The 24617-nt window shown below is 66.9% G+C and carries 24 protein-coding genes and 1 pseudogene; 13 read left to right on the top strand and 12 right to left on the bottom strand.

What is annotated here, in order from left to right:
* Positions 1-283: 283 nt before the first annotated feature.
* The 3 genes from WJ12_RS20325 to WJ12_RS20335 are packed head-to-tail and all read left to right on the top strand — an operon-like array spanning position 284 to position 2911.
* Entirely contained in the window at positions 284-1246 is a 963-nt protein-coding gene (locus tag WJ12_RS20325; protein WP_059560759.1) for a chromate resistance protein ChrB domain-containing protein, read from the top strand.
* A gap of 16 nt (positions 1247-1262) precedes the next feature.
* Entirely contained in the window at positions 1263-2435 is a 1173-nt protein-coding gene (locus WJ12_RS20330) for a chromate transporter (RefSeq protein ID WP_059560762.1), read from the top strand.
* A gap of 14 nt (positions 2436-2449) precedes the next feature.
* Positions 2450-2911 (top strand): chromate resistance protein ChrB domain-containing protein, encoded by a 462-nt coding sequence (locus WJ12_RS20335; protein WP_059560765.1) that lies wholly within the window; start codon positions 2450-2452, stop codon positions 2909-2911.
* A 41-nt stretch (positions 2912-2952) separates the two neighbouring features.
* On the opposite strand, the gene WJ12_RS20340 is transcribed toward WJ12_RS20335, so the two are convergent.
* On the bottom strand, positions 2953-3846 hold the full coding sequence (locus tag WJ12_RS20340) for a LysR family transcriptional regulator (protein ID WP_034191782.1): 894 nt from the start codon (positions 3844-3846) through the stop codon (positions 2953-2955).
* Positions 3847-3953: 107 nt separating this feature from the next.
* Here WJ12_RS20340 and WJ12_RS20345 point away from each other — a divergent pair, with 107 nt between their 5' ends.
* From WJ12_RS20345 to WJ12_RS20360, 4 genes are all read left to right on the top strand, one after another.
* Positions 3954-4562, top strand: a complete 609-nt coding sequence (locus tag WJ12_RS20345) for a short chain dehydrogenase (RefSeq protein ID WP_059560767.1) — start codon at positions 3954-3956, stop codon at positions 4560-4562.
* A gap of 216 nt (positions 4563-4778) precedes the next feature.
* A complete protein-coding gene (locus WJ12_RS20350) occupies positions 4779-5216 on the top strand; it encodes a tetratricopeptide repeat protein (protein ID WP_034191780.1) in 438 nt (145 codons plus the stop codon).
* Positions 5217-5496: 280 nt separating this feature from the next.
* Complete coding sequence (gene nosR / locus WJ12_RS20355; protein ID WP_069245792.1) at positions 5497-6909, top strand: response regulator c-di-GMP phosphodiesterase, NosR family; 1413 nt, start codon at positions 5497-5499, stop codon at positions 6907-6909.
* Positions 6910-6974: 65 nt separating this feature from the next.
* Complete coding sequence (locus WJ12_RS20360; RefSeq protein WP_059560770.1) at positions 6975-8744, top strand: histidine kinase; 1770 nt, start codon at positions 6975-6977, stop codon at positions 8742-8744.
* A gap of 31 nt (positions 8745-8775) precedes the next feature.
* Here the strand turns inward: WJ12_RS20360 and WJ12_RS20365 are convergent, their stop codons facing one another.
* From WJ12_RS20365 to WJ12_RS20375, 3 genes are all read right to left on the bottom strand, one after another.
* Positions 8776-9930 (bottom strand): extracellular catalytic domain type 1 short-chain-length polyhydroxyalkanoate depolymerase, encoded by a 1155-nt coding sequence (locus WJ12_RS20365; RefSeq protein WP_059561333.1) that lies wholly within the window; start codon positions 9928-9930, stop codon positions 8776-8778.
* 264 nt (positions 9931-10194) lie between these two features.
* On the bottom strand, positions 10195-11898 hold the full coding sequence (locus WJ12_RS20370; RefSeq protein ID WP_059561336.1) for a cobaltochelatase CobT-related protein: 1704 nt from the start codon (positions 11896-11898) through the stop codon (positions 10195-10197).
* A 5-nt stretch (positions 11899-11903) separates the two neighbouring features.
* Positions 11904-13103 (bottom strand): AAA family ATPase, encoded by a 1200-nt coding sequence (locus WJ12_RS20375; RefSeq protein WP_059560772.1) that lies wholly within the window; start codon positions 13101-13103, stop codon positions 11904-11906.
* 70 nt (positions 13104-13173) lie between these two features.
* Between WJ12_RS20375 and WJ12_RS36850 the strand changes: the two are divergent.
* A pseudogene (locus WJ12_RS36850) lies at positions 13174-13427 on the top strand (type 2 periplasmic-binding domain-containing protein); the annotation flags it as partial.
* A gap of 76 nt (positions 13428-13503) precedes the next feature.
* Here the strand turns inward: WJ12_RS36850 and WJ12_RS20385 are convergent.
* Entirely contained in the window at positions 13504-14424 is a 921-nt protein-coding gene (locus WJ12_RS20385; protein ID WP_059560775.1) for a LysR family transcriptional regulator, read from the bottom strand.
* Between the two features lie 97 nt (positions 14425-14521).
* Between WJ12_RS20385 and WJ12_RS20390 the strand changes: the two genes are divergently transcribed.
* The gene (locus tag WJ12_RS20390; RefSeq protein WP_059560777.1) at positions 14522-15136 is read left to right on the top strand and encodes an NIPSNAP family protein; all 615 of its coding nucleotides are present in this window, start codon (positions 14522-14524) and stop codon (positions 15134-15136) included.
* 179 nt (positions 15137-15315) lie between these two features.
* On the opposite strand, the gene WJ12_RS20395 is transcribed toward WJ12_RS20390, so the two are convergent.
* The gene (locus tag WJ12_RS20395; protein ID WP_083262750.1) at positions 15316-16227 is read right to left on the bottom strand and encodes a LysR family transcriptional regulator; all 912 of its coding nucleotides are present in this window, start codon (positions 16225-16227) and stop codon (positions 15316-15318) included.
* 92 nt (positions 16228-16319) lie between these two features.
* Between WJ12_RS20395 and WJ12_RS20400 the strand changes: the two genes are divergently transcribed.
* Entirely contained in the window at positions 16320-16808 is a 489-nt protein-coding gene (locus tag WJ12_RS20400) for a DinB family protein (protein WP_069245794.1), read from the top strand.
* A 76-nt stretch (positions 16809-16884) separates the two neighbouring features.
* On the opposite strand, the gene WJ12_RS36855 is transcribed toward WJ12_RS20400, so the two are convergent.
* The 6 genes from WJ12_RS36855 to WJ12_RS20435 form a co-directional block, all read right to left on the bottom strand.
* Positions 16885-17775, bottom strand: a complete 891-nt coding sequence (locus tag WJ12_RS36855; protein WP_080288022.1) for an AidA/PixA family protein — start codon at positions 17773-17775, stop codon at positions 16885-16887.
* A 65-nt stretch (positions 17776-17840) separates the two neighbouring features.
* Positions 17841-18344 (bottom strand): inclusion body family protein, encoded by a 504-nt coding sequence (locus WJ12_RS20415; RefSeq protein WP_006483191.1) that lies wholly within the window; start codon positions 18342-18344, stop codon positions 17841-17843.
* Between the two features lie 302 nt (positions 18345-18646).
* Positions 18647-19030, bottom strand: a complete 384-nt coding sequence (locus WJ12_RS20420; protein WP_069245807.1) for a GtrA family protein — start codon at positions 19028-19030, stop codon at positions 18647-18649.
* Between the two features lie 15 nt (positions 19031-19045).
* Positions 19046-20089: a glycosyltransferase family 2 protein gene (locus tag WJ12_RS20425; protein WP_059560781.1), complete on the bottom strand. Its 1044-nt coding sequence runs from the start codon at positions 20087-20089 to the stop codon at positions 19046-19048.
* 24 nt (positions 20090-20113) lie between these two features.
* Positions 20114-21493, bottom strand: a complete 1380-nt coding sequence (locus WJ12_RS20430; RefSeq protein WP_069245795.1) for a glycosyltransferase family 87 protein — start codon at positions 21491-21493, stop codon at positions 20114-20116.
* Positions 21490-22728, bottom strand: a complete 1239-nt coding sequence (locus WJ12_RS20435; RefSeq protein ID WP_034191770.1) for a glycosyltransferase family 87 protein — start codon at positions 22726-22728, stop codon at positions 21490-21492. Before WJ12_RS20435 ends, WJ12_RS20430 begins: the two co-directional genes overlap by 4 nt.
* A 1049-nt stretch (positions 22729-23777) precedes the next feature.
* Between WJ12_RS20435 and WJ12_RS20440 the strand changes: the two genes are divergently transcribed.
* The 3 genes from WJ12_RS20440 (at position 23778) to WJ12_RS20450 (ending at position 24591) form a co-directional block, all read left to right on the top strand.
* Positions 23778-23969: a Flp family type IVb pilin gene (locus WJ12_RS20440; RefSeq protein ID WP_034191769.1), complete on the top strand. Its 192-nt coding sequence runs from the start codon at positions 23778-23780 to the stop codon at positions 23967-23969.
* 141 nt (positions 23970-24110) lie between these two features.
* The gene (locus tag WJ12_RS20445) at positions 24111-24302 is read left to right on the top strand and encodes a Flp family type IVb pilin (protein ID WP_034191768.1); all 192 of its coding nucleotides are present in this window, start codon (positions 24111-24113) and stop codon (positions 24300-24302) included.
* An 82-nt stretch (positions 24303-24384) separates the two neighbouring features.
* Positions 24385-24591 (top strand): Flp family type IVb pilin, encoded by a 207-nt coding sequence (locus tag WJ12_RS20450; protein ID WP_059560787.1) that lies wholly within the window; start codon positions 24385-24387, stop codon positions 24589-24591.
* Positions 24592-24617 lie beyond the last annotated feature (26 nt).

A 24617-nucleotide genomic window follows, 5' to 3' on the forward strand; every position in this document is an offset into this window, starting at 1 on the left:
TCGAACTTCTCCGCAACGGCATCCGCCGCCAGTCCGGCCGCGGCGCATTGCCTGCCCGTGCCGTCAGCAAAGCGATGGTCGTCACGCCCCCGCCGGCATCGATAGTGTCTGCCCGAAGGAATGCCGATGAGGGTCGAGACGGGGCGGGGCCACCGATCGGCATCCGGGGCCGTTTGGTGGCGGCAGCTACCGATTCGAGGGAGACGAGGCTGGTGCACGCCCGAAGTGTTGTAGCGATCTCTACAAGATTGCAGTCTTCGTGACGGGAAACTATGCTGGCCTCATGAATGCGATTCCTGCCCCCTGGCTCCTGTTGATCGTCAGTCTGCCGACCTCCGGCGCGACTGCGCGGATGCGCATCTGGCGGACCGTCAAGGCCCTCGGCTGCGGCGCACTGCGCGACGGTGCCTACCTGTTGCCGGCGCATGCCGAACAGGCCGCGCAGTTGCGCGAGCTGGCCGACGAGGCGCGCAAGGGCGAGGGGCAAGCCTGGCTGTTGCAGGTCCGCCCGGAAGATGCGTCCGACGAGGACGCGTACCAGGCGCTGTTCGATCGCAGCGGCGACTACGCGGACTGGCTCGCCGAGCTGTCGGAGGACCGCAAGACATTGCCCGAGCTCGCCGCAGCCGATCTCAATCGTCTGCACCGTCGCCACGCGCGCACGTATGAGGCCATTCGCAGCATCGATTTCTTTCCCGGCGAAACCTCGTTGCGCGCCAGTGCGCAATGGCGGGATTTCACCGCTGCGATCGAAGCGGTGAAATCCCCCGACGAGCCGTGTGCTGCCCAGGGTGGCATTCCGCGGCGCGATCGTGGCCGGTATCAAGGGAAAGTGTGGGCGACGCGGCGTCACCTGTGGGTGGACCGCGTCGCCAGCGCATGGCTGATTCAGCGCTTCATCGATCCGCATGCGCGCTTCGTGTGGCTGGAAAACATCGCCGAATGCCCGCCCGATGCCCTTGGCTTCGATTTCGACGGCGCTCCGTTCACGCATGTGGGCGATCGCGTTTCATTCGAGGTCCTGGTCGCCAGCTTCGGACTGGACGACAACGAAGGGCTCGTCCGGCTGGGGGCGATGGTGCATGCGCTGGACGTGGGCGGGGCGAGCGTGCCGGAAGCCGGCGGCTTCGAGGCCATTCTGGCCGGCGCCCGCAAGCGCCTTGTCGGCGACGACGCGTTGCTGGCGGAGATGGGTGCCGTGCTCGATTCGCTGTACGCCCATTTCCGCGGCCCCCGGAAACCTTGATCTTGCTGCTCGCCCCATGAACATTCATCGCGATCGCCCCGCCTATACGCTGTGGCAGCTGATCATCTATTTCGCGTGGCTTGGCGCGACGGGCTTCGGCGGCCCGGTTGCGCTCGCCGGCTACATGCATCGGGACCTCGTGGACACCCGCAAATGGATCGCCGACGCGGACTACAAGGAAGGCCTCGCGCTCGCGCAGCTCGCGCCTGGTCCGCTCGCAGCGCAGCTGGCGATATATCTCGGTTATGTGCACTACCGCATCGTCGGCGCGACGATGGTCGGGATCGCGTTCGTGCTGCCGTCGTTTCTGATGGTTGTGCTGCTCGGTTATGCGTACACCCGATTCGGCGGTCTGACGTGGATGCAGTCGGTGTTTTACGGGGTGGGCGCGGCGGTGATCGGCATCATCGCGATCAGCGCACGCAAGCTGACCGCGAAGAGCATCGGTCGCGACAAGCTGCTTTGGGCGATCTATCTGACGCTGGTCGCCGTGACGGTGATCACCGAATCGGAAGTGGCGTGGCTGTTTCTCGCGGCAGGCCTGCTCGTCTGGTTCACGCGCTCGCCGCCCGGCTGGTTGCGCCAGCGGCGCGTCGATGCGATGGTCGCGCTGCCGGTATCGGCTACCGGCGCCTGGCTGGGTATCGCCGACTGGCCGCAGCTTGCGCAACTTGCCGCCTTCTTCGCCAAGGCCGGCGCCTTCGTGTTCGGCTCGGGCCTCGCCATCGTGCCATTCCTCTATGGCGGTGTGGTCACGGAGCACCATTGGCTCGACGAGAAAGAGTTCGTCGACGCGGTTGCGGTCGCGATGATCACGCCGGGGCCGGTCGTCATCACGGTGGGCTTCATCGGTTATCTGGTGGCGGGCCTGCCAGGCGCATGCGTGGCGGCAGCCGGCACGTTCCTGCCGTGTTATCTGTTCACGGTGTTGCCGGCCCCGTACTTCAAGAAGTACGGCAAGCTGCCGGCCATTCTGGCCTTCGTCGACGGTGTGACGGCAGCCGCCGTGGGCGCGATCACAGGTTCGGTGATCGTGCTGGCCAGACGTTCGATCGTCGACGTGCCCACCGCATTGATGGCGCTGGCGACGATCGTGCTGCTGGTCCGATTCAAGAAGCTGCCGGAGCCGGCGGTCGTGGCGGGGGCCGCCGTGATTGGCTTGATGGTGTATCCGCTGTTGCATCGCTGATCGGGGAGACTGTCATGCAGTGGATTACGCGAGAACGTCCCAAGATCGACAGGGTCGCCTGTCCCTGGCTCATCGTTCGTTTCATCGACGAGCGCCCGGTGTTCCTCTACGTACCGCCGGGCGACGTGTTGCGGATCGCCGGCGAGACCGGTGCGATCCCGTACGACATTCCAGGCGTGGAATTGACGCATGTCGGCGAGTACTGCAGCTTTGACGCGTTTCTCGACAAGTACGGCCTGACCGGCGACCGGGCGCTGCAGCAGATGGCCCGCATCGTGCGGGGCGCGGATACGTCGCGGCTCGACCTGACGCCGCAGTCCAGCGGGCTCTACGCGATTTCACTCGGGCTGTCGGCGCTGTTTTCCGACGATCACGACATGCTTGAGCATGGTCTGGTCATGTACGACGCACTGTATGCGTGGTGCAGACATTGTCAGACCGAAAGCCATGCGTGGCCGCCGAAGATGGCGGAGTGACGCACCCGCTGTCGTGCATGCCTTCTGGCGGGAAACGCATGCTACGACGCTTCGCGCTCCGTCACCTGCTCGAGCAAATGGGCAACGAAGCGGGTGAGCTTCGGCAGCGGCCGCCGGTCGTGTCGATACACGACGTGAACGGGATGCGGCCTCGGTGAATGGTCCTGCAGCACCTGTACCAACGCGCCGCTGGCCAGATCGTGGCGCACGAGGACTTCCGGTTGCAGCAACAATCCCGCGCCTGCGATCGCGGCCATCCGCAGGCCGTTGCCGTCATTGCACGTGAATACCGGTTCCGTGGACAAGTGCGGGCTGTCCTGGTCCCCGAGCTTCCAGCCGTGACGGCTGTTCCATACCGTGTGAGACAGGCAGTGATGCGCGGCCAGGTCCTGCGGCGTCTCCGGCCGCCCGTACCGGGCGAGATAGTCCGGCGACGCACAGATCACCATGCGATACAGCGTCAACGGCTTGGCAACCAGGTCGGCATCGCCCAGGTCGCCAATGCGGATCGCCAGATCAAAACCCTCGTCGATCAGGTCGACGTTGCGATTGCTCAATTCCAGTTCGACACGCACGAGCGGATACCGCTGCCGGAACGTCGCGGCCAGCGGCGCGATCACACAGGCGCCGAAGGTGATCGGCGCGCTGATGCGCAACGTGCCGGACGGTGACGCGCGCAGCCGTTCGACCGACGTTTCGGCGATCCGCATGTGTTCGAGCGCGCGCTTGGCGTCATCGTAAAACGCGCGACCGGCATCGGTCAGGTTCTGGCGTCGGGTCGTCCGCTCCAGCAGGCGTGCGCCGAGGCGCTCCTCCAGTTCGCGCACATATTTGCCCACCATGACCGCCGAGAGTGCCAGCCGCCGTGCTGCCTCGGTGAAGTTGCCGCCCTCCACGACGGCAACGAAGGTTTCCATCGCACGCAGTCTGTCCATATTGCGAACTATAGGTTAGTAGTGTCGGAAATTAGAGCATATTTATGGGCTCTTCGGTTCGGGGAAGAATGGCGACGTTTCCACCTGAATGCGAAAAGGAGTGTTCGATGAAGATCGTCGTAATCGGTGCCGGCGGGGACGTCGGCCGTTCCGTGGCAGATGAGCTGGCGCGTGACGGCAAGCACGAAATCATTCGTGTCGGCCGCACCCGTGGCGACCGCCAGGTCGACATCACCCGTGACGACAGCGTGGGTTCGCTGTTCGAGCAGATCGGGCGCATCGACGCCATCGTGGTCGCCGCGGGCAATGTCATTCTGGCGCCCATCGACGAGATGACGGCGGCGGATTTCCACCAAGGCCTGCAGGACAAGCTGCTCGGTCAGGTGCGTGTCGCGCTGGTGGGTCAGCATTTCCTGAGCGACGGCGGCTCGATCACGCTGACCTCGGGCATCGCGGTCGATGATCCGGTCGCGCAGGGCGCCCATGCCGCAGCGTCGAATGCCGCGATCGAAGGGTTCGTGCGTGCCGCCGCATGCGATCTTCCGCGCGGGCTCCGCATCAATGCCGTGAGTCCGACCGTGCTGACGGAATCCATGGACCGGTTCGGGCCATTCTTTCCCGGCTACGAAGGTGTGCCGGCGGCACGCGTGGCATTGGCCTACCGCCGCAGTGTCGAGGGGGTGCATAGCGGTCGCATCTATCGGGTCGGTCATTGAAGTGACGGGCCCGCATGCCGGCACCTGCGGCACGCGCCGGGCCGGTACACCGGAAACCGCAGCGCACGCGTCATCGCGCTCGGGTATGCTGCGTCACTGTTGACGCGCCTGGCGAACGAATCGGGCACGACGATGCATGGCGCGGCCGATACCGCGCTGGCAGCGCCCCGTTCGCCGCGCGACGCCCCTTCGATTTCCGGAAAAAAAGGACCCCTCATGGCAGAACTGGACCACGCACTTTACGAGCAGATCGGCGCGCTGAGCGAGGCCGGCGACGCGCTGGCGGAGGACGAGGATTTCGAAGGCGCGCTCGCGAAATACCGGGAGGCGTTCGACCTGCTGCCCGAACCCAAGACCCAGTGGGAAGCCGGCACCTGGCTCATGGCCGCCATCGGCGACGCGAACTTTTTTCAGGAAGACTACGCGGCCGGACGCGACAATCTCGGCTACGCGATGCGGTTTCCCAACGCGATCGGCAACCCGTTCCTGCACCTGCGGCTCGGTCAGTGCCAGTTCGAACTCGGTGATCTCGACCGCGCGGCGGACGAGCTGATGCGCGCCTACATGGGCGGCGGGCCGGAGCTTTTCGAGGACGAGGACGACAAGTACCTGCGCTTCCTGGCCACGCGGGCGGACGGGATCCAGGTGCCTTGACGGGTGCGCGGCGCGAGTCCCGGCCAATGAACCCGGCCCGCGCCCCCGACGCCATGCCGCTTCATCGAGGCCGATGGCGCCCGTTCGGGCTTTGACGTATCGGCGAAGCGGAAGGGGATATCCGCGCCGCGCGCGAAGCGGGTTCGACAACGGAGGTAGCGCAGCGCCGGATGCATGTCGGTGGAACCGGCACGCACGTATCAGCGTTTCCACCAATATGGAAAACGCGAGGCCGGCCGATGTTGCAGAGAGGACGTGAACAATCGATCCGAGGCCCATTGTGACGACATCTGCAACGAACGGCGTGAATGGCGTGCCATCCGAAACCCCCGACGCAACAGCGGCTTCCGGCGACGCCGAACGCGCCCCGTCGATCCTGCTGGTCGACGACGAGCCGAACGTGCTGTCGGCGCTCAGGCGCGTGCTTCGTCCCACCGGCTACGACGTCCTGACCGCCGACAGCGGCGAGGCCGCACTCGCGATCCTGGCGTCGACGGAGATCGACCTGATCGTGTCCGACATGCGGATGCCGCACATGAGCGGCGCGGAATTTCTGGCGCGCGCACGGGCGTTGTACCCGGACACGATGCGCATCCTGCTGACCGGTTATGCGGAGATCGCGTCGGTCGTGCAGGCCGTCAACGAAGGCGGCGTGTACCGCTACCTGAACAAGCCGTGGGACGATCACGACCTGCTGCTGACCATCGAGCAGGCGTTGGAGCAGCGCAGTTTGCGCCGCGAAGCGGCCCGGCTGGCCGCGCTGACGGAAGCGCAGAACGACGCGCTGCGCCGGTTCAACACGGAACTCGAAACGCAGGTGCGTGCGCGCACCGAGGAGCTCGGCCAGACCGTGATGTTTCTCGAGGCCGCGCAACGCGACCTGAAAAGCAGCTTCACGGCGATGGTGCAGGTCTGCGCGAGCATGATCGAACTGCGTTGCGGCGCTGCCAGCGGCCACGCGATGCGGGTCGGCGAGATCGCGCGCCGGCTCGCGCTGGCGGCACAGATGAGCGAGCTGCACGCGCAGGACGTCTATTTCGCGGGGCTGCTGCACGGCATCGGCAAGCTGTCGCTGCCGGACGAATTGCTGCACAAGCCGCTCACGCGGATGACGACGGACGAGCAGCGGCTGTTCCACGAGCATCCGTTGCGGGCGCAGATGGTGCTGACGCCCGTCGCGCAATTGCACAAGGTCGCGTCGATCGTGCTGCACCAGTACGAGCGCTTCAACGGGCGCGGCACGCCGGACGGGCTGATCGGGGAAGTGATCCCGCCTGGCTCGCGGATCGTGGCGATCGCCCGCGATTTCGAAGGGCTGCGCCACGGCGAAATCGGCGCGCCGCATTCGATCGAGCAGGCGATCGACGTGTTGCGTTCGCAGGCCGGCGTGCGTTACGACCCACTACTGGTCGAGCGCTTCACCGAGCTGATGCGCGACCCCGCGAGTCTCGGCATCGCGGCATCCGTCGCCGAGATCCGGTCGGCGCAACTGCGCGAAGGCATGCGGCTCGCCGACGATCTGCGCACGCATCGCGGCGTGCTGCTGATGACGAAGGGCAGCGTGATGTCCGCGCATCAGATCGAACTCGTGCGGCGCTTCGAGACGCGCGAAGGGACGCCGTTCGACATCCTCGTGCTGGCCGGCCCGGCGGCGTCGGCGCAGGCGCCCGACGCAGGCGCGCCGCCGGCGTGACGGTCGCGGTGCGCGTTCGACCGCGCACCGCGACGATGCCTTCACCCAGCCTCGGACGCCCGACCATGCACGGCACCTACAACGTCCCGCTTGTCCTGCTGTCGCTCGCGATCGCGACGCTGGCCTCCTACACGACGCTCGACCTCGCGGCGTTCATTTCGCTGCTCGACAACCCGAAGCTGAAGCGGGCCTGGCTGGCGGGCGGCGCGGCGGCGATGGGCACCGGCATCTGGTCGATGCATTTCGTCGGCATGCTCGCGTTCTCGCTGCCGATCCCGCTCGGCTATGCATGGCAGGGCACGGGCATCTCGCTGGCGATCGCCGTGCTCGTGTCGTACTTCGCGCTGAACGTCGTCACGCGCGCGCGGCTCGGCTGGCGGCGGCTGTGCGCGGGCGGCGTGCTGATGGGCGGCGGGATTGCCGGCATGCATTACACGGGCATGGCCGCGATGCACATGCAGCCGGCCATTCGTTACGATGCCGCGCTGTTCGCCGCATCGATCGGCATCGCGGTGATCGCATCGACGGCCGCGTTATGGATCGCGCAGGCATTGCGCGCGCGGCAGGCGCGCCACGCGACCGTGCAGCGCATCGGCGCGGCCGTCGTCATGGGCGCGGCCATCACCGGCATGCACTACACGGCGATGGCCGCCGCGCATTTCGCGCCGGATGCACGGTGCGGCGCCGCGCAAGGGGTCGACGCGCCGTGGCTCGCGACGACGGTCGCGCTGTTTACGATGGCGACGCTGGTTGTCACGCTGATGCTGTGCCGTTTCGATGCGCGCACCACCTTCCTGCGCGGCATGACCGACACGCTCGAGCGGCTTGTGCGGTTGCGAACCGACGAACTCGAACGCGCGCTGCGCCGCTACGAGCAGACGACGCAGATGCTGCAGCGCACGCGCGAGAACATGGCGGCCGAGATCGACGAACGCAAGGCCGCGCACGCGCAGCTCGAACAGGAGAAGGACGAACAGCGGCGCCTGCTGCATGCGCTCGCGGAAACGCACGAGCAGTTGCTGCAGTCGGAAAAGCTCGCGTCGATCGGCCAGCTCGCGGCCGGTGTCGCGCACGAGATCAACAATCCGATCGGCTTCGTCAGCGCGAACCTCAATACGTTGAAGGCATGGGTGCGCAACCTGCTCGACGTGATCGCCGCGCACGAAGCCGTGCTGCCGCAGCTCGATCCGACCACCCGCGACACGCTGACAGCCGTGCGCCGGGCCGCGGATCTCGACTACGTTCGCGACGAGATCGTGACGCTGATCGACGAATCGATCGACGGCGCGCTGCGGGTGCGGCGCATCGTGCAGGACCTGCGCGATTTCTCGCGCCCGGCCAGCGACGAATGGCGCGTCGTCGATCTGCACGCGGGGCTCGAGAGCACGCTCAACGTCGTCCACAACGAACTCAAGTACAAGGCCGACGTCGTGCGCGACTACGGCGATATCCCGCCCGTCGAATGCCTGCCGTCGCAATTGAACCAGGTATTCATGAACCTGCTGGTCAACGCGGCGCAGGCGATTCCCGAGCATGGCGTGATCACGATCCGCACGTCGAGCGACGGCGACCAGGTGTCGATCGAAATCAGCGATACCGGCGCGGGCATGACGCCCGACGTCATGCGGCGGATCTTCGATCCGTTCTTCACCACGAAGCCGGTCGGGCAGGGCACGGGGCTCGGGCTGTCGGTGTCGCACGGGATCGTCGAGCGCCATCGCGGCACGATCGACGTGACGAGCGCGCCGGGGCGCGGGACCACCTTCCGGATCCGCTTGCCGGTCCGGCGTGCCGTCGACCGCGCGAGTGCGGCGGCGCTGGAGCAACGCGCGTGACGCGATCGCCGCCCGCCGCTCGCGTCGTGCGTCACGCCGGTCGCTTGCGGCGCTGACGACGAAAGAAATGCCAGAACATCGCGCTCGCGTCCGGCCCCGTCGCGGAATGGAACGGCTCGCGCGGGTCGCCGCCGCTCCATGCATGCGGCAGCCGGTGGACGATGCACACCCTGACGACGAGCCGCCCGGCCTTCAGATAATCGACGTAAGCGGCATCGTCCCGCGCGTAGCTGTGTTGTTCGCCGACGCGGATCGCGCCGTGTTCGTCGACGAGCCGGTTGAGCCGCGCGAATGCGATGCCGAGCTGCGTCGCGTTCCGGTCGGTGACGACCGTATCGAGCGCACCGTGCACGACGAGCGCCGGCATGCCCGGATAGGACGCGACGTCGGCGCAGGCGTCGAGCGCATCGAGCGGGTCGTCGCGGATGCCGCGTCGCATCAGGCTCATCGCGGCCATCGCCGACGACGGCGGGGCAATGGCCGGCCCCGAGTGCAGGCCCACCGCCGCGAAACGGTCGGGATACCGAATCGCCAGTGCCGCCGCGAGCCCCGCGCCGGCCGACAGGCCCGCCACGTAGATCCGGTCGCGATCGAAGCCATGGTGCCGCACGATCGCATCGACCAGCGACACGACGGCCGCGGCTTCGGACTGCGTCGCATCACCATGCCAGTGCCAGCAGCGGTGCGCATGCGCGGTCTTGGCCTGCTCGGGAAACAGCACGGCGAACCCCGCACGCTCGGCGAGGCGGCACATGCGCGTGCCCGCTGCAAACGATTCGGCGGTCTGCTTGCAGCCGTGCAGCATGACGACGACCGGCAGCGCGGCTGTCGCGGCCGGCGCGGCGGGAAGATAGAGCGCGTACGCCAGATGATTGACGAGGCGGCCGGCGCTCGGGCCGGCGGAGTGAAACGAGCGCAGCCACGTGCCGGGCGGCGTGTCGGACGCCGCGCGTGCAGCATGCGCGGTGCGCGTGCGCTTGGCGGAACGGACGCTGGCCGCCGGCGTGGAGGCCCGTCGAGTGATTTTCCCGGCGGCTTTTTGCGGCGTCTTGGCGGAAGCGACTTTCGGTGCGGCCTTTTTGGCGGCCGGCCGCGGCCTGCCGGCCACCTTCTTCGGCCGTGTACCGGTCGCGATTGAGAGGAGTTCGAGAGGCCGCAGCCAGAGGCTGGATCGTTTCCTGGGCATATGCAGTTTCGTGCCGGCTGCCGGCCGCGGCAGTGCGAGGCGGCCGGATTCGCCGTCGGGATGAAAGTCGACCGGCTGCGGAGCAAGGTTCGTGCTGCCGCCCGCGACCGCAGCGGAACCGGGCGGCCGAGCGCATGCAACGGAAAAACGCGATCCTGCGTCGCGGCGGCGATTCGACCCGGCCAAGCGGAATGGTAACCGTCCGATGTGACTTGTGTGCGAACCGCAATGCCGAAGTCCGCTTCCACCCTGCCGCGCGCAGCGCTACCGGCGATCCAGCAGCGTGTCGCTCAGTACCGCGAACGCCGCGCCCGGCAACGCATTCAGATGTTCGACCACGCGGCTGACCGGATAGAACGACTCGACCGCATCGTCGAGAATGCCGATGCCGATCAGTTCGACGCGCCGTGCGCGCAACGCGTCGACGCGTGCGTGCAGGTCGGTGCGCAGGATCGCCGGGTGGCCGTCGCCGGTGGCCGGGGAGCCGTCGGACAGCACCATCAGGATGCGCCGGCGTGCGCGCGTCGACAACAGCCGTTCCGCGGCCCAGCTCAATGCCTCGCCGTCGGGATTCTCGTGGCCGCATTCGAGGCACGCGATGCCGCTCGGGTTGTCGGAGTCGAACCGCTTGTAGACCCGCAGGTCGAGCCGTTCGACGAACCGGTTGTAGCCGAACGTGCTGTGACCGCCGTCGATCCAGCGCTGGTAGTGCGTGCGCATCGCCGTATCCTCGGCGGAACTGTAGCCAAGCACTTCGCACGCGAAGCCGAGCTGAATCAGCGCGTCGCACAGCGCGGCCGCGCAGAGCGTCGCGAGTTCGATCTTGCTGCCCGCCATCGAGCCGCTGCAGTCGATCAGCAGGCTGACCGCCGCGTCGCGCCCGGGCGTCGCACGCCTGACGCGAAACGGCGTGCGGTAGCCGGGGGACGTCGCGACGCGGGCGAGCGCCGCACGGTCGAGATCGCCGCGCTCCTGTTCGCGCTTCCAGCGGGTGTGCTCGTCCACCTTCAGCGCCCGTTCGAGCTGCCGCTTGAGCGCCCCGGTCTGGGCGCGGGCCGCGCCGAGCAGACGATGCCAGCGCGCCGGTTCGCCGCGGCCGGTGAAGTCCGCCACCGTGTCGAATGCGGTGGTCAGCGGGACCGACAGCAGCGGCCGGTTCTCCGTCGACAGGCGGATCGCGCCGGCGGACGCATCGCACGGCGTCGGCGGTTGCGCCGACGTTGCCGTGTCGGCGATCGTCGCGGCGCCGGATTCGGCGGCGGCAGGCGCGCGCGCATCGTCCGCCGCGCCCTGGCCGTCCGGGTCGAACTCGGCGGCGATCGCGTCGCTGCCGATCGTGCTGCCCGGATCGGCCGTGAACATCATGTTGTTGACGCCGGCCGACGCCAGCGCGCGCACACGTTCGACGATGCGCCGCGCCGCGCGGATGCTGTCGGCCGTCGACGTCGCGGCGCGCGCTTCGTCGACGACATCGTCGCAGGCGGCCAGCGTCGCGTCGAGCGACGGCAGGCGCTCGACGGCTGCGGGCCGCTCGTCCCACAACGCGCGCTCGATGCGCCACAGCAGCTTGTCGCGCCATGCGACGCGCGGCCACCGGCGCAGCGTATCGGCGCCGGTCACTGTCCGCATCCGGCGCAGGAACGCCTGCGCGCCGGGATAACGCGCGACGAGGCACGCGGCTGCGCGGCGGTCGTCGATCGCCTGCGCGAGCGCGCGCACGGCGGGCGATGCGAGCGCGGCCACGGTGTCGCTGGCGCCGAAGCGCAGGCGCGCCGCATGCAGGTCGACGAAGCCGGTGAGGGCAGCGTCGTCGATCTCGCCGGCGAGCCATCTGTCGGGCAGCACCAGCACGTCGTGCTCGACGGCCGGGCCGTGGCTCGCGAACCGCACGTCGATGCCGTGCCGTTGCGCGAGCGTGCGCGCGAGGCGGCCCAGACGCTGCGCGCGTGCGTCGTCGTCCCGGTTCATCGGCTTCACCCGTCCACGTCGATGTAGTGACGGATGATGGTGCGAATCAGGTCGGCGTCTTCCGTGTCGACTTTCGCGTAGATCGTCGGGCCGGCGGCGGCTTCGGGGTCGCCGGTACGCAGCATCAGTTCGGCCCAGTCGAGCAGGCGCCGTGTCGAGAACGCGCTCGCCAGATCCTCGCGAACGAACGCGGCGCGGCAGTCGGCCGCGATCGCGGCGAGCGTGTCGGCCATCGCGGGCGACATCGCCGCGCCGAAGGTCCGCCGCAGCACGTGCGCCTCGTCGGCCGGCGGCAGGTAGTCGAGGTGGTACACGCGCCAGCGGTCGAGGAACGCCTCGTTCATCACGTTGGCGCCCTGGTACAGGTGGCGGAACCGTCCCATCGCCCCCACCGCGTTGGCGGTCGCGAACAGCCGGAACGACGGATGCGGGGCGACGATCTCGTTGCCTTTCTCCTTCAGCAGCAGGCTGCCGCCCGGCTCGAGCACGGCGGTCAGCACCGCGAGGATCGCCGGTTCCGCGAAGTCGATCTCGTCGACGATGAGCCACAGGCCGTCGCGCATCGCCGTCGGCAGCACACCGTCGATCCAGACCGTCTCGCCGCCCTTGACGGTCCAGAAGCCGACGAAGTCGCCCACTGTCGTCTGGCCGTTCATGTTCGAGCGCAGCACGCCGTGGCCGGTCTGTGCGGCGGCCTGTTCGATCAGGCTCGTCTTGCCGGTGCCCGTATGGCCGATCAGCAGGACGCGGCGGTTCTCGACGACATCCTCGAGCGCGCTCGTCGCCCGCGCGGTAAACAGGTAGGCCGGATTCGGCGGCGGTACGAGCGGGCCGCCGGGGCCGCGCGGCATCGGCACGCCGCCGACGCGCACGAGGTGGGCCGCATCGGGGGCCGCGGCCGGTCGCGACGCATGCGCACGACGCAAGTCCTGCATGAATCCGTCGCGATGCGCGGGCGGTGCGCGGTCGTCGGACGCGCGCCGCACGAAGCCTTCCCGAAGCCACTTGTGCAGCTTCGCGTCGAGATTGTCGGCATCGACGACGGTGTCGACCGACGTGCTGCCGTCGGGCCGGTGATGCTGGATGCGGAACAGGTGCGCGCGCTCGGAGCGGCTGACGAGCCATTGTCCGGCGGACGGGTCGGCCGGGTGCCGGTAGACGCCGAGTACCGGCGGCGCGGAGGAGGGGGCGGCGGGTGCATTCATGGTGGCGGACGGGCGTGGTCGGTCAGCGCTTCATGGCTTCGATGCATCGTGCCGATTGTATAGGCTTGCCGAGCGAGAGGTCGTGCTGGCGTTGCCGGGTTTCCCGGGCTGGGGGCGATCGTCCGGACGACCGACCTGATCACGGCGTTGCCGCGTCATGTCGGCCAGACCCTGGCTCAGGCGAGCGGCCTGGCGGTTCATGCCTGCCCGGTCCCGGTCGAAGGCTTCGCGGTACGGCAGCATTGGCAGGCGCGTGATCACCACGAGGCCGGCGACCGGTGGCTGCGCGGCGTCGTGATTCGACCGTTCGGTGCGGCGCCCTGACCGGCGGCTTCGGCGTTCGGGATCGACGCAGGACGTCGCGCGGCGGTGGCGCGGCGGTTTCCGGGCGGTAGCCGTATCAGGCCCGATCCGTCGTTTCGGCGCCGAAGCGGTCCACCACGAATTCGGTGAAGCTGCGCAGCTTCGGTGATTTCCGCGTCTCTCGCAGATAAAGCAGCGTCATCGATCGTTCGGGAGCGGCGAAGTCCGGCAAGATCTCGATGAGGCGCTGCTCGCGAATGTCGTCGCGTATCAACATCGAAGGAAGCATCGCGATACCGAGCCCGCTCAATGCCGCCCGGCGCAACGCATCCGCACTGTCGGTCTTCAGTCTGCCGTCCACGGCGACGCTCATCGGCCCGTCCGGACCTTCGAGCATCCATCGCGATTGCGCCGCGTGCCACGCCGATCGAGGCGGATAGGCATACGTCAGGCATTGATGCTCGCCAAGCGTGTGCGGGGCGGTCGGTGCGCCATGTTCGGCAACGTACGCGGGCGATGCACAGAGCACCAGCCGGTACGGCGCGAGCGGACGCGCGACCACGTCCGCGCCGGCGAACGCGCCGATGCGAATGGCTGCCTCGAAACCTTCATCGAACAAATCGGCGAGCGAATCGGTGGCGACGATATCGAGCTTGATCTCGGGGTAGCGCCGGTAATAGTCCGGGAGCGCGGGAATCAGGCACTCGTTCGTAAACACCACGGGTGCCGTCACGCGCAAGCGCCCGCGCGGCTGCTGCAGATGATCGAGCGCCAGCCGCTCCGTATCGTCGACCAGACCGAGGACTTCGACGCATCGCGCGTAGTAGGCGTGGCCGAACGCGCTGACTTTCTGCTTGCGCGTCGTGCGGTGGACGAGGACCGTGCCCAGGCGGCTTTCCAGCGCCTGCAGGTAGTTGCCGACCATGGTCGGCGACAGATCGGACGCTTGCGCGGCCGCGGTCAGGCTACCCGTTTCCACGATACGGACGAATACGGCCATCGCCTTGAGGAGATCCATTGCGCAATGGTACTGGATTCTGTTTCAAGGCGACGCGCGTTGATCGGCCGCCGCTTCGGCCCGTACATTGCGACATCCACGCGAAAGGAGGGCAGCCATGCTGTATGAACTCACGACGTTGTCGTGTCCGCTTCCGGATCAGGATAGGGTGTCGCGCCGCGCGCATCGCTGGGTATCCGATGCCGGCGCGCCAGGGAGGCTACTGGGCGCATGGCGCACGGAGATTGGCGAGTTGTCGCGGATCGTCGTGCTGAGGGGCTTCGACACGACGGATGAATTGCAACACGAACGCAACCGGGCCTTGAGCGCCGGGCAACCTTTCGGGATTGAAAGCGCGTCCGTTCGATTGACGATGGAAAGCTATGCGCTGTTTCCTTTTCTACCCGAGATCGAACCGCGGGTATTCGGCGATTTCTACGAGATTCGCCGTTACTGGCTGAAAGCCGGCGGTATCGCGCCGACCATTTCCGCGTGGGAACGGGCGGTGGGCCCGGCCAAAGACTATACGTCGCATCTCGTTTGCAACATGTACGCGCTCGATGGACCGCCGCGTATCGTGCACATCTGGGGATTCCCGAGTCTGGAAGAGCGGATGGCGTTGAGAAAACGGCACTACGCGGCGGGTCTCTGGCCACCGGCCGGCGGCCCGGAACAGATCGAAAGGGCGACCTCGACGATCGCGTTGCCGGAGGCGTGGTCGCCGTTGCATTGAACGCGCCGCCGGCGCAGGCCGTTTTGGGGGCAGTGCGCCGATCGGTCACGCGCCGGCTGTATTGCCGCGATTTCCCGACCGGGCGATGAGCGCCGGCCACTCCGCTCGAGCTGGACGGATCGGGCGGAGAAGCGCGGTGCGACGGTGGGCGCCGCTCGCGCGAGCCTCGACGAGCGATGCTAGGCGATCGTGCCGGATACGGCATCGAGCAGCCAGCTTGCGACGCGCCGGCTCGCGTGGCTGCGGCTGCTCGCGCGTCGTTGGATCAACGATGTTTGCGCGAGACATGCGAGCGGCATCGCGTCGAATTTCACCAGCTCGCCGGCCGCCAGATGGTCCGCAACCAGCGACTGGCGCGCGAGCGCGACGCCGGCGCCGCGGCGGGCAGCCTCGATCATCAACCCTGCGTCGTTGAACACGATCCGCCTGCGCGGTTGCCGGATCTCGCATCCGTTGAGTTCATGCCACGTGTCCCACGACTGGTGGCGCGATCCGCCGAGACGGCTGCAGTCGTCCTCGAGCAACCTCATCCCCGCGAACGGCTCCGCGCGACACGCAGGGCTTGGCCGGCTGCCCGGCGCGTGGACCGGTACGAGCACGTCATCGGCTGCCGTCATCCGTTCTCCCGGCATGCCCGCCTTCGGATGCAGGCGGATCGCGAGATCGAATTCGCCGTCGTCGATCGCGACGATCTCGTCCGACACGTGCACCTCGAGACTGATGTCTTCGAATGACAGGGACAGCGCTTCGAGCCGGGGAGCGAGCCAGCAGTGCGCGAACGACGAAACGACGGACAGGCGGACCGTTTCCCGGCGATCGGCGAGCCGGCTGTCGGCCCTCGCGAGCGTTCGCAGCACGCCTTCCGCCGTGGCCAGATAGGCCAGGCCATCACGGGTGAGCGCGAAGCGGCCCTGCTCTCGATGGATCAGGCACGTCCCGAGGCGCGTTTCGAGCGCGGCCACGCGCTGGCTGATCGCACTCTGCGACACGCCTATTTCGACAGCCGCCTGCCTGAAGCTCTTCAGCCGGGCGACCGCCTCGAAGGCCCGAAGCAAGTGCGTTTGGGGCGGATCACGGCGTACGGGCATCATCAGACCTTATAGCTGATAAGAAAAACGCGATCGACAGCGACCATCCGGACCCATAGATTACCCGGACGGAATCAAAAGACAAGGGAACGGCGATGACGAATCAGTTCGAGATGCTGGCGCGCTGGACCGCCTGGGCGAATGAGCGCATGTATCAGGCATGCGCCGGCCTTTCATCGGATGAGTATTTTCTCCCACGCGCATGCGCGTTCGGCTCGATCCACCATACGCTCAATCATCTGCTTGCCACGGACCGCATCTGGCTCGGCCGGCTCTCCGGGGAGGGCCACGCCATCCCGGCCCTGGACTTTGTCGTCTGCGACGATTTCGACAGCCTGCGGACCGAACGGCGAGCCGAGGACGAGCGGCTCGCGCGCATCGTCGGCGTTGTCGCGCGCAACGACCTGAACGCCGACGTGAACTACACGAGCATGGACGGAACGCCGCAGCGCAAACCGCTCGGGCTGGTCCTTTCCCATCTTTTCCTTCATCACGCGCACCATCGCGGTCAGGTTCATGCGTTGCTGTCGCAAACGCCCGTTGCGCCGCCCGCGCTCGACATCACGTATTTTCCGCTTGGGTGATCCAAGCTCGAGTGGAAAGAGCGGCGCGTGCGGGCGGAAAGTGCGACGATCAGGTGTACTGGATGTGCCGCGCCGCTCACGCGATCGGCCACTGCAGGATCACGATCCCGTCGTTGTAGTCGCGGTCGGCGCCGTCTTCGGCGCCGAGCCAGCCGAGCCAGACGGTATCGCCGGCGGACAGCGGCGCGAGCCGCGCATCGGTCGCGGATGGCCGGCCGTTGGCCGACGCGTCGATCCGGATCCTGCCGCCGCGCGAGTTCAGCGTGAACTGCCTGACGCCGTCGTTGCCGTTGCCCGCGAATGACGCGGCCGGTTCCGGTGCGTCGTCGATGAACAGTTTCAGGTCCTGCCGGTCGGCGGCATTCGCGTAGAAGGTCGCCTTGAAATCGGTATTCGGCGGCAGCGTAAAGCTGCCGTTGCGGTCGGACGACGGCTTGAAACCGGGCTGCTTCGTGTCGGGCCGGCTGCCGGCGATCTCGATCGTCGTTTCCCAGCGGAAGTAACCGGACACCGCGCCGTCGCGATCGAGCACCGCGAAATCGGCCGTGCAGGCGGTGGTGCCGGCCGCCAGCACCTCGCTGCGCCACACGTGGTCTTTCATCGGCCGGCACGACGGATGAAGCAGGTCGTCGCCGTCCGGCACCGGCTTGGCGGCATCGCGCACTTCCGCTTCGATCGGCGCGACGATGCCGGCGTCCTTCAACGCGAACCGGATGAACAGCACGCTCAGCTCCGCGCGCAGCGCCAGCGCGGTTTCGCGCAGATGAAGCTCGTCGCCGGGCGACAGGCCGGCAAACAGCCGGTTGTCGTTGTGGCCGACCTGCCCGGCGTCGCCCGGGCTCAACACGTAGATGTGCCGGCCGTCGATCACGGTCGGCGCATCGGCGTTCCGGCTCGCATCGGGGTGGGCCGACAGCAGCGTGACGGCGTCGACGACCGCGAGCACATCGCAACGAAGACCAGACATGAGCACCTCCTGCGCAACAAGGGGGCGGCACGGGCAGCCGTCGCGCGGCCGCCCGCCTGCCGCGATCAGTTATGGATCGAGATGAACGGATCCCACGAGAAGCAGCCCTGGCTCTGGCAGTTGCGATCGATGATCTGGAACTGGAAGTGGTAGGTCACGCGGCCGACCTTCAGGCATTCCGACGACCAGTAGTAGTTCGCGACTTTCTGGCACGTCGGCACTTCCGGCTTGCTGGTGTTCGGCACCGGGATCGACGCTTCCGCCACCCGCGGCGTCGGCGTCGAGATCAGGTCGTTGCCGACGTTGCCGATGAACTTGTAGAACACCACCTGGTTCTCGAAGCCCAGCGACAGGCTCGTTTCACGCCAGCGGATCAGGTCGCCGACCTGCGCTTTCAGATCGAGCTCGCCGCCTGCCTGCCCGGAGATGACGTTGTCCTGGTTGGTCACCATATAAACATAACGCCAGTCGATCAGCGTCGGAGCGGCCGGGTTTTTGCTGGGATTCGGATATTTTTTGAGAATGGTTTCGGTATCGAACGAAACGAGCACATCGGTAACGCGTGACATGGAAGCTCCCGTTTGAAGTAATGGGACTTATCGTTGCGCGAATTGCTTCGTGCGGCCGCCATCGCCTTGTGCCGCAAGGATTTGCTCCGGAGGCGGCAGGTGCTGAAGCGACGGCGAATGCAGATTATCCCGTTCGGTTAATTATGGAAGCTGTAAAAGTAAACAGGTCGTTATGATTAAATCGATTAGTAATTTTAAAATCGGAATCAATCGATTCGATACGCCACATAAATATGGCGACATTGAATCTGTTAATCGTTTGACCGATTATCGGCGGGGAGGAGGAAACGCGGGCGGGCCGTTTACCGGTAGGTCCACAGCCGGTGCAGCACGAACGTCGTCGGCGGGATCAGCAGCGCGATCGTGACGATGCTCATCCCGCGCGACAGGTCGAGTGCTTCGGCGCCGCGCGCCAGCAGCATCGTCTCGACGAAGCCGACCAGCGTGACCGCGAGAAAGCGCACCAGGTTGCGCGTGCGCACCGTCGACGCGAAGCTCCACAGCGTATTCGCGAGATACGAGAACGCGGTCGCGCACAGGAAGGCGACCGCGTTCGCGGCCACCAGCGTCGCGTCGAACAGCGCGAACATCGCCGCGGCGATCAGCGTGTGGAGCGCGGTCGAGCACAGCCCGGACACGCCGAAGCGCACGAGCCGCGTGCGTTCGGCGTGGAGCAGGTCGATCATGGCGGCGCGCATGTGTCAGCGGGCGCCGATCCGCGCGCGGGTCGGCTGCGTGCGGCGGCGGGCGGCCTGGCGGCGCGCGTCGCGCGCCACCGGCAGCTCGATCACCTTGGCGTGCACCTGGTAGCGGCGGCGGATCAGGTAGACGGGCCGTTGCTTCGACTCGTCGTAGATTCGCCCGATGTATTCGCCGACGACACCGATCCCGATCAGTTCGATGCCGCCAATGAACAGCGTGACCGAGATCAGCGACGCGTAGCCGAGCACCGGATTGCCGAACAGCAGCGTGCGGAAGATGATGAACGTGCCGTACAGGAACGCGAGCGCGGCGATGCCGACGCCGATGTAGGTCCAGCTGCGCAGCGGCACCGTGCTGAAGCTGGTGATGCCTTCCAGCGCGAAATTCCACAGCTTCCAGCCGGAGAACTTCGAGTGCCCGGCGCTGCGCGGGTCGCGCTGGTACTCGACGATCACGGTCTTGTAGCCGACCCACGCGAACAGCCCCTTCATGAAACGGTGCCGCTCGGGCAGGCTGCGCAGCGCATTCACGACCCGGCGATCCATCAGCCGGAAATCGCCGACGTTCTCCGGCAGTTTCACGTCCGACAGCATGTTGTGCACACGATAGTAGATCGCGGCGGCGGTGCGCTTCGCGAACGAATCGCACGCGCGGTTGCTGCGTTTCGCCGCGACGACTTCCGCGCCGTCGCGCCAGTGCTCGATCATCACGGGGATCAGGCTCGGCGGATCCTGCAGGTCGGCGTCGAGCGGAATCACCGCGTCGCCGGTGGCTTCGTCGAGGCCGGCCGTCAACGCCGCTTCCTTGCCGAAGTTGCGGGTGAGGTCGATCACGCGCACGCGCGGCTCGGTGGTGCCGATCCGGACCAGGCGCTCGAGCGTGTCGTCGCGGCTGCCGTCGTTGACGCAGACGATCTCGAAGCGGATCGCGTCGATGGCCGTCAGCAACGGCATCACGACGTCGAAGAAGCGCTCGACGGCCTCGCCTTCGTTATAGAACGGCACAACCAGCGAAACGAGCGGTGTGTAGCGTGGTTCCCGCATGATGACTCCCCTTGTCATGTCGCGTCACCGGTCGGCGCCGATGGTCGGGCGGCCGGTGCGGCGCATTCCGTACGCCGGGCGGTGGTGCGGCCGGACCGGATGCGTGAATCCGGTATCGGTCGAGTGGTCGTGCGCGTCGGGCATCGACGGCACGTCGTGTCTTTCCTGAGCGATCCGGCCGACGAGCAGCGCGAGCGACGCCAGCGTGACGAGCGGCATGAACTGGAACGGCAGATGCGGCATGACCGCGAGGCCGGCGAACGGCATCAGCCACAGCAGCATCAGCCATTCGCGATCGAAGCGCCGCCAGCCGTGGGTCCATGCATAGCGGGCGTACCACGCGATCACGAGGCCATACCAGGTCAGGTCGTAGTCGTACAAATACGGGCTGACGAGCAGGCACGCGCATACGAGCGTCGCGGCACGCAGCGCATAGGAGCACGCGCCGCGCCATGCGTAGACGACGGCGATCGCGGCGGCCGCGGCCGACAGCAGTTGCAGGCCGCGCGCGACGAGCACGGGCCAGCCGGCCATCGTCGCGAGCGCGAACACGGACGGCATGCGCGCGAGCTTCGCGTGACCGGTGCCGACGACCGCGTAGACGTTGCCGATCACGTGCGCGAACGTGATCCACGGACCGATGCCGAACGCGAGTGTCGCGAGCGCGACGCTGCCGGCGATCGTCGCGGCCCACGCGGCCAGCGCGCGCCACTGGCCCGCGCACAGCAGCGCGAGCGGGAACAGCACCGCGAGCTGCGGCTTCATCGTCAGCAAGCCGAAGCAGATGCCCGCCACCGCAGGCCGGCGGTTCAGCGCGAGCAGGCCGACGCCGGCGAGCATCGCGGTGAAGAGGCTGGTCTGGCCGACGATCACGGTGAGGAATGCGCCCGGGAACGCGAGCGCGCACAGCCAGGCGGCATCGCGCTGGACGATCGCGTGGATCGTCGCGGCGAACAGCGCATACGTGACGGCGAGCCACAGCACGAGCGCAAGCGTGTACGGCAGCCAGCCGAGCGGCAGCACGAGCAGCAGCATCGTCGGCGGATAAAGCCACGGCAGCGCGCCGCCCGCGAGCGTCATCGTCGGGACGGCCAGCTTCTGGACCGCGAACAGCGCGGGGAAATGCCACGCGTCGGCGCCGTGGCCGTGCGCGGCGAGCCACGCGGCGCTCCAGATCGGCGAGAAGTCCTGCGACAGCGGTTCCAGCGCGCCGTTGTGCGACAGGAGCACGCGCGTCACGTAGATCGCGATGAACAGCAGTTCGGTCAGCAGCGCGGCGGCCGCGTAGAGGCGCACGCGGTCGCGATTGAGCCAGTGCGGGTAGCGGCGCGGGCCGGCGATCGGCAGCTCCGGATGCACGTCGACGGATGCATGCAGGTGGCGGGCGAACGCAGGCGTTTTCATCGTGCGCTCCCGGATGCGAGCGCCGTGCGGCGCACGACGACGAACAGCACCGCGAGCAGCACGATCGGCCCGATCTGCGGCAGCTTCATCAGCCGGTTCAGCATCTCGAAGATCGGCAGCAGCCACGCGAGCACGAGGATGCCCTGGTCGCCCGGCAGCCAGCCCTCGTCGAGACCATGCGCGATCAGGCAGAAGACCGCGATGCCGAGCCACGTCAGTTCGTAGTTCCACAGATACGGCGTGGTCAGCAGCGTGGCGACCGCCAGCACCGCGCCGCGCAGGCGCATGTCGCGCGTACGGCGCCACACGCCGACGGCCGCGGCGATCGCGAGCAGGGCTACCGCCGCCTGTGCCGCGAGCGCGGCGGCCACCGGTGCGCCCGCGAGCCGCAACGCGGCGAACGGCGTCGGCGACGCGAGCCAGTACGACGCGAGCATGAAGTGCTGCTCGCGTACCGTCGACATCGCATGCGACAACCCGTGCAGCGCGGCCGGGCCGGCCAGTGCGACACCGGCCGCCGCGAACAGCGCCGCGCTGATCGCCGCCGCCGCGAACGTGCGCCAGGCGCGCGTCGCGATCAGCACGAACGGGAACACCACGGCCAGTTGCGGCTTGATCGCGAGCAGGCCGATCAGCACGCCGGCCACGACGGGGCGCTTGCCGAGCAGGTGCAGCGCCAGCGCGGCGAGGCCGGCGGTCAGGATGCTGTTCTGCCCGAACAGCGCGGACATGCACACGGCCGAGTACGCGACCACGACGAGCGCCGCGGCGCGCGGCACGGGAAGGTGCGCGCGCAATCCCGACAGCCTCGAGACGGCGAACGCATAGCATAAAAGACTGCCCGCGAAAAAGAGGAAGTAAGCGGGCAGGAAAGGCACGAGGGCAACCGGCGCGATGAACAGCAGCATCGTCGGCGGATAGAGCCAGGGAAGCGGCCGGTGTTGAAGAAACGCACCGAAGTGCGCGAACTCGGCCTGCACGAATGACGAAGGGTCGTAGGCCGATGCGGCATGGCCTTGCAACACGAGATGGGAAGCAGTCCAGAAGACCGAGAAGTCGGTGCCCGGACGGGCGATGGCGCTCGACGTGAAGCCGTCGGTCACGACGCCCCACACCACCAGCAGCGCGGCGAAGAGCATCAGCATGATGCAGCTGTACGGAATGATCCGGTCCGCCGTCAGCCATTGAGCGCAGCGGACGGCGCGATCGCGCGTTTCACGATTGGCTGTGTACATGATGCCCCGTATGTCGTGGTGGCTGCGTGGTCTGTCGCGGCCGTCTGATGTTGTCGTGCCTGCGGATCGAATCGCGTTGAAACCGCGTTGTCCGGTGAATTCATTGTTGAAGAAAAAATCGCGCGATGCAAACCACGCACTGGCAGACGATATAGGGACTGTCGAATAATGGGCTTGAAAACCCCGTTTTCAGGTATGAGAAATCCACGCGATCGGGTTTCATGTTTCCGGCGTGAAACATTCCGCGATTTTTACCGGCGTTGCAGCCCGCCGAACGCGCGGCACGCGACCGGCTTACCGCGTCCGGGAAAGTCCCAACGAAATTTTTTCCGGCCTTTGTGCAGCGCGACGACCGACATTCGGATCAGCCGCACCGGCGTCCCCGGATCGTTCAAATTTGAAACATATCGGTCATCGAGCCTGGGTCAGGGGAAGGCCGACATCGCTGGAACCCTTGACACGCCTCGATTTCGTTGAGCATGGCCTGCTCTTTGCGTAAGCGTTGGCACGGCAGTCGACGATGTGGCGACCGGCGGTTCTGAAGGCAGACACATGGAACCGGCCTCGGCGCCACATGCGGAAAAAATGACCGGAGCGCGCAGGGGAATACACAGCGCTAGGTCGACGAACCGCGCAAACGATCGTCGATCGACTTATCAGACCCGGAATCTTCAGGGCAATAAGACATCGGCATGGCAGCAGACGGGGAATAAAAATGAAAGACCACAGCACATCGCGGCTCGCAATCCGCGTTAAAAACATATTGCGGATTTGCCGGGCATTCGTTTCCCGGTCAACTGGATTCCATGCGTCGAATGGCCGTCGTGCCGTTCCGGTCGCCCGGCCAGCCCGGTTCATCCGGATGGTCGCTCCATATCCGCCTCTCTCGCGCTCCGCTTCACTGATTCCCGTTCGCACGGACGACGGTGTGCATCCCCGTTCCCGCCGCTGAGCGTCGCGTTTCGATTTTCTTGTAGTGCCGGTGGTGCCCGTCCCCGACGTCGCGATCGACGAAGGGAATTCAATAGCAGTCCGAAAGGAGAGTACTCATGTCAAGAGTCATCGAAAAGATCGCGTGGTTGATCCGGGATCAGCGAGGCGTGACGGCCATCGAATACGGCCTGATCGCCGCGCTGATCGCGATCGGCATCGTCGTCGCGCTGACGACGATCGGTACGGATCTGAAGACGGTGTTCAGCACGGTCGCGGCGGATCTGGACTCGATAGTAGCGGGCATCTGATGGACGGTACGGCGAACGGCTCGTCCGCTTCGTTCGTCGGCACCACACGGCATCAACAACCTGCCTCGACGTATCGATGCACGGTCATCCGACCAGCCGGTGCTCGAGGGTTTTGAAAGTCACCACGAAAGGAGATTCACCATGTCCAAGTTCATTCAACAAGCCGGCCGTTTCGTTCGCGACGAGGACGGCGTGACCGCCATCGAATACGGCCTGATCGCCGCACTGATCGCCGTCGGCATCATCCTGGCGCTGTCGACCATCGGGAAGGACCTGAAGACCGTGTTCAGCACGATCGCGGCCGACCTGGATTCCGCGGTTGCCGGTATCTGATGGACCGTGCCGCGGACGGCTCGGCCGGTGCAGTGCTCGAGCCGTCCCCGGCCATTCAGTCAACCTGGAACCGGAGACCATCATGGCAGCCACGATGCGTGCCGTCCGTCGCTGGATCGTCGACGAGCAGGGCGTGACGTCGATCGAATACGCGTTGCTCGCGGCGATGTTCGCCACCGCGGTGCTCGGCAGCGTCGTCACGCTGAAAGGCTCGCTTGCCGATACGTACGAGGTGATTGCAGCGGCCGTGACGGCCGCGGTCACCACCGCGCTGGTTATGGTTTCCTGATTCGACGAATTCGACCCGAGAGGTTC

Source organism: Burkholderia seminalis (assembly GCF_001718535.1).
Taxonomy (GTDB): Bacteria; Pseudomonadota; Gammaproteobacteria; order Burkholderiales; family Burkholderiaceae; genus Burkholderia; species Burkholderia seminalis.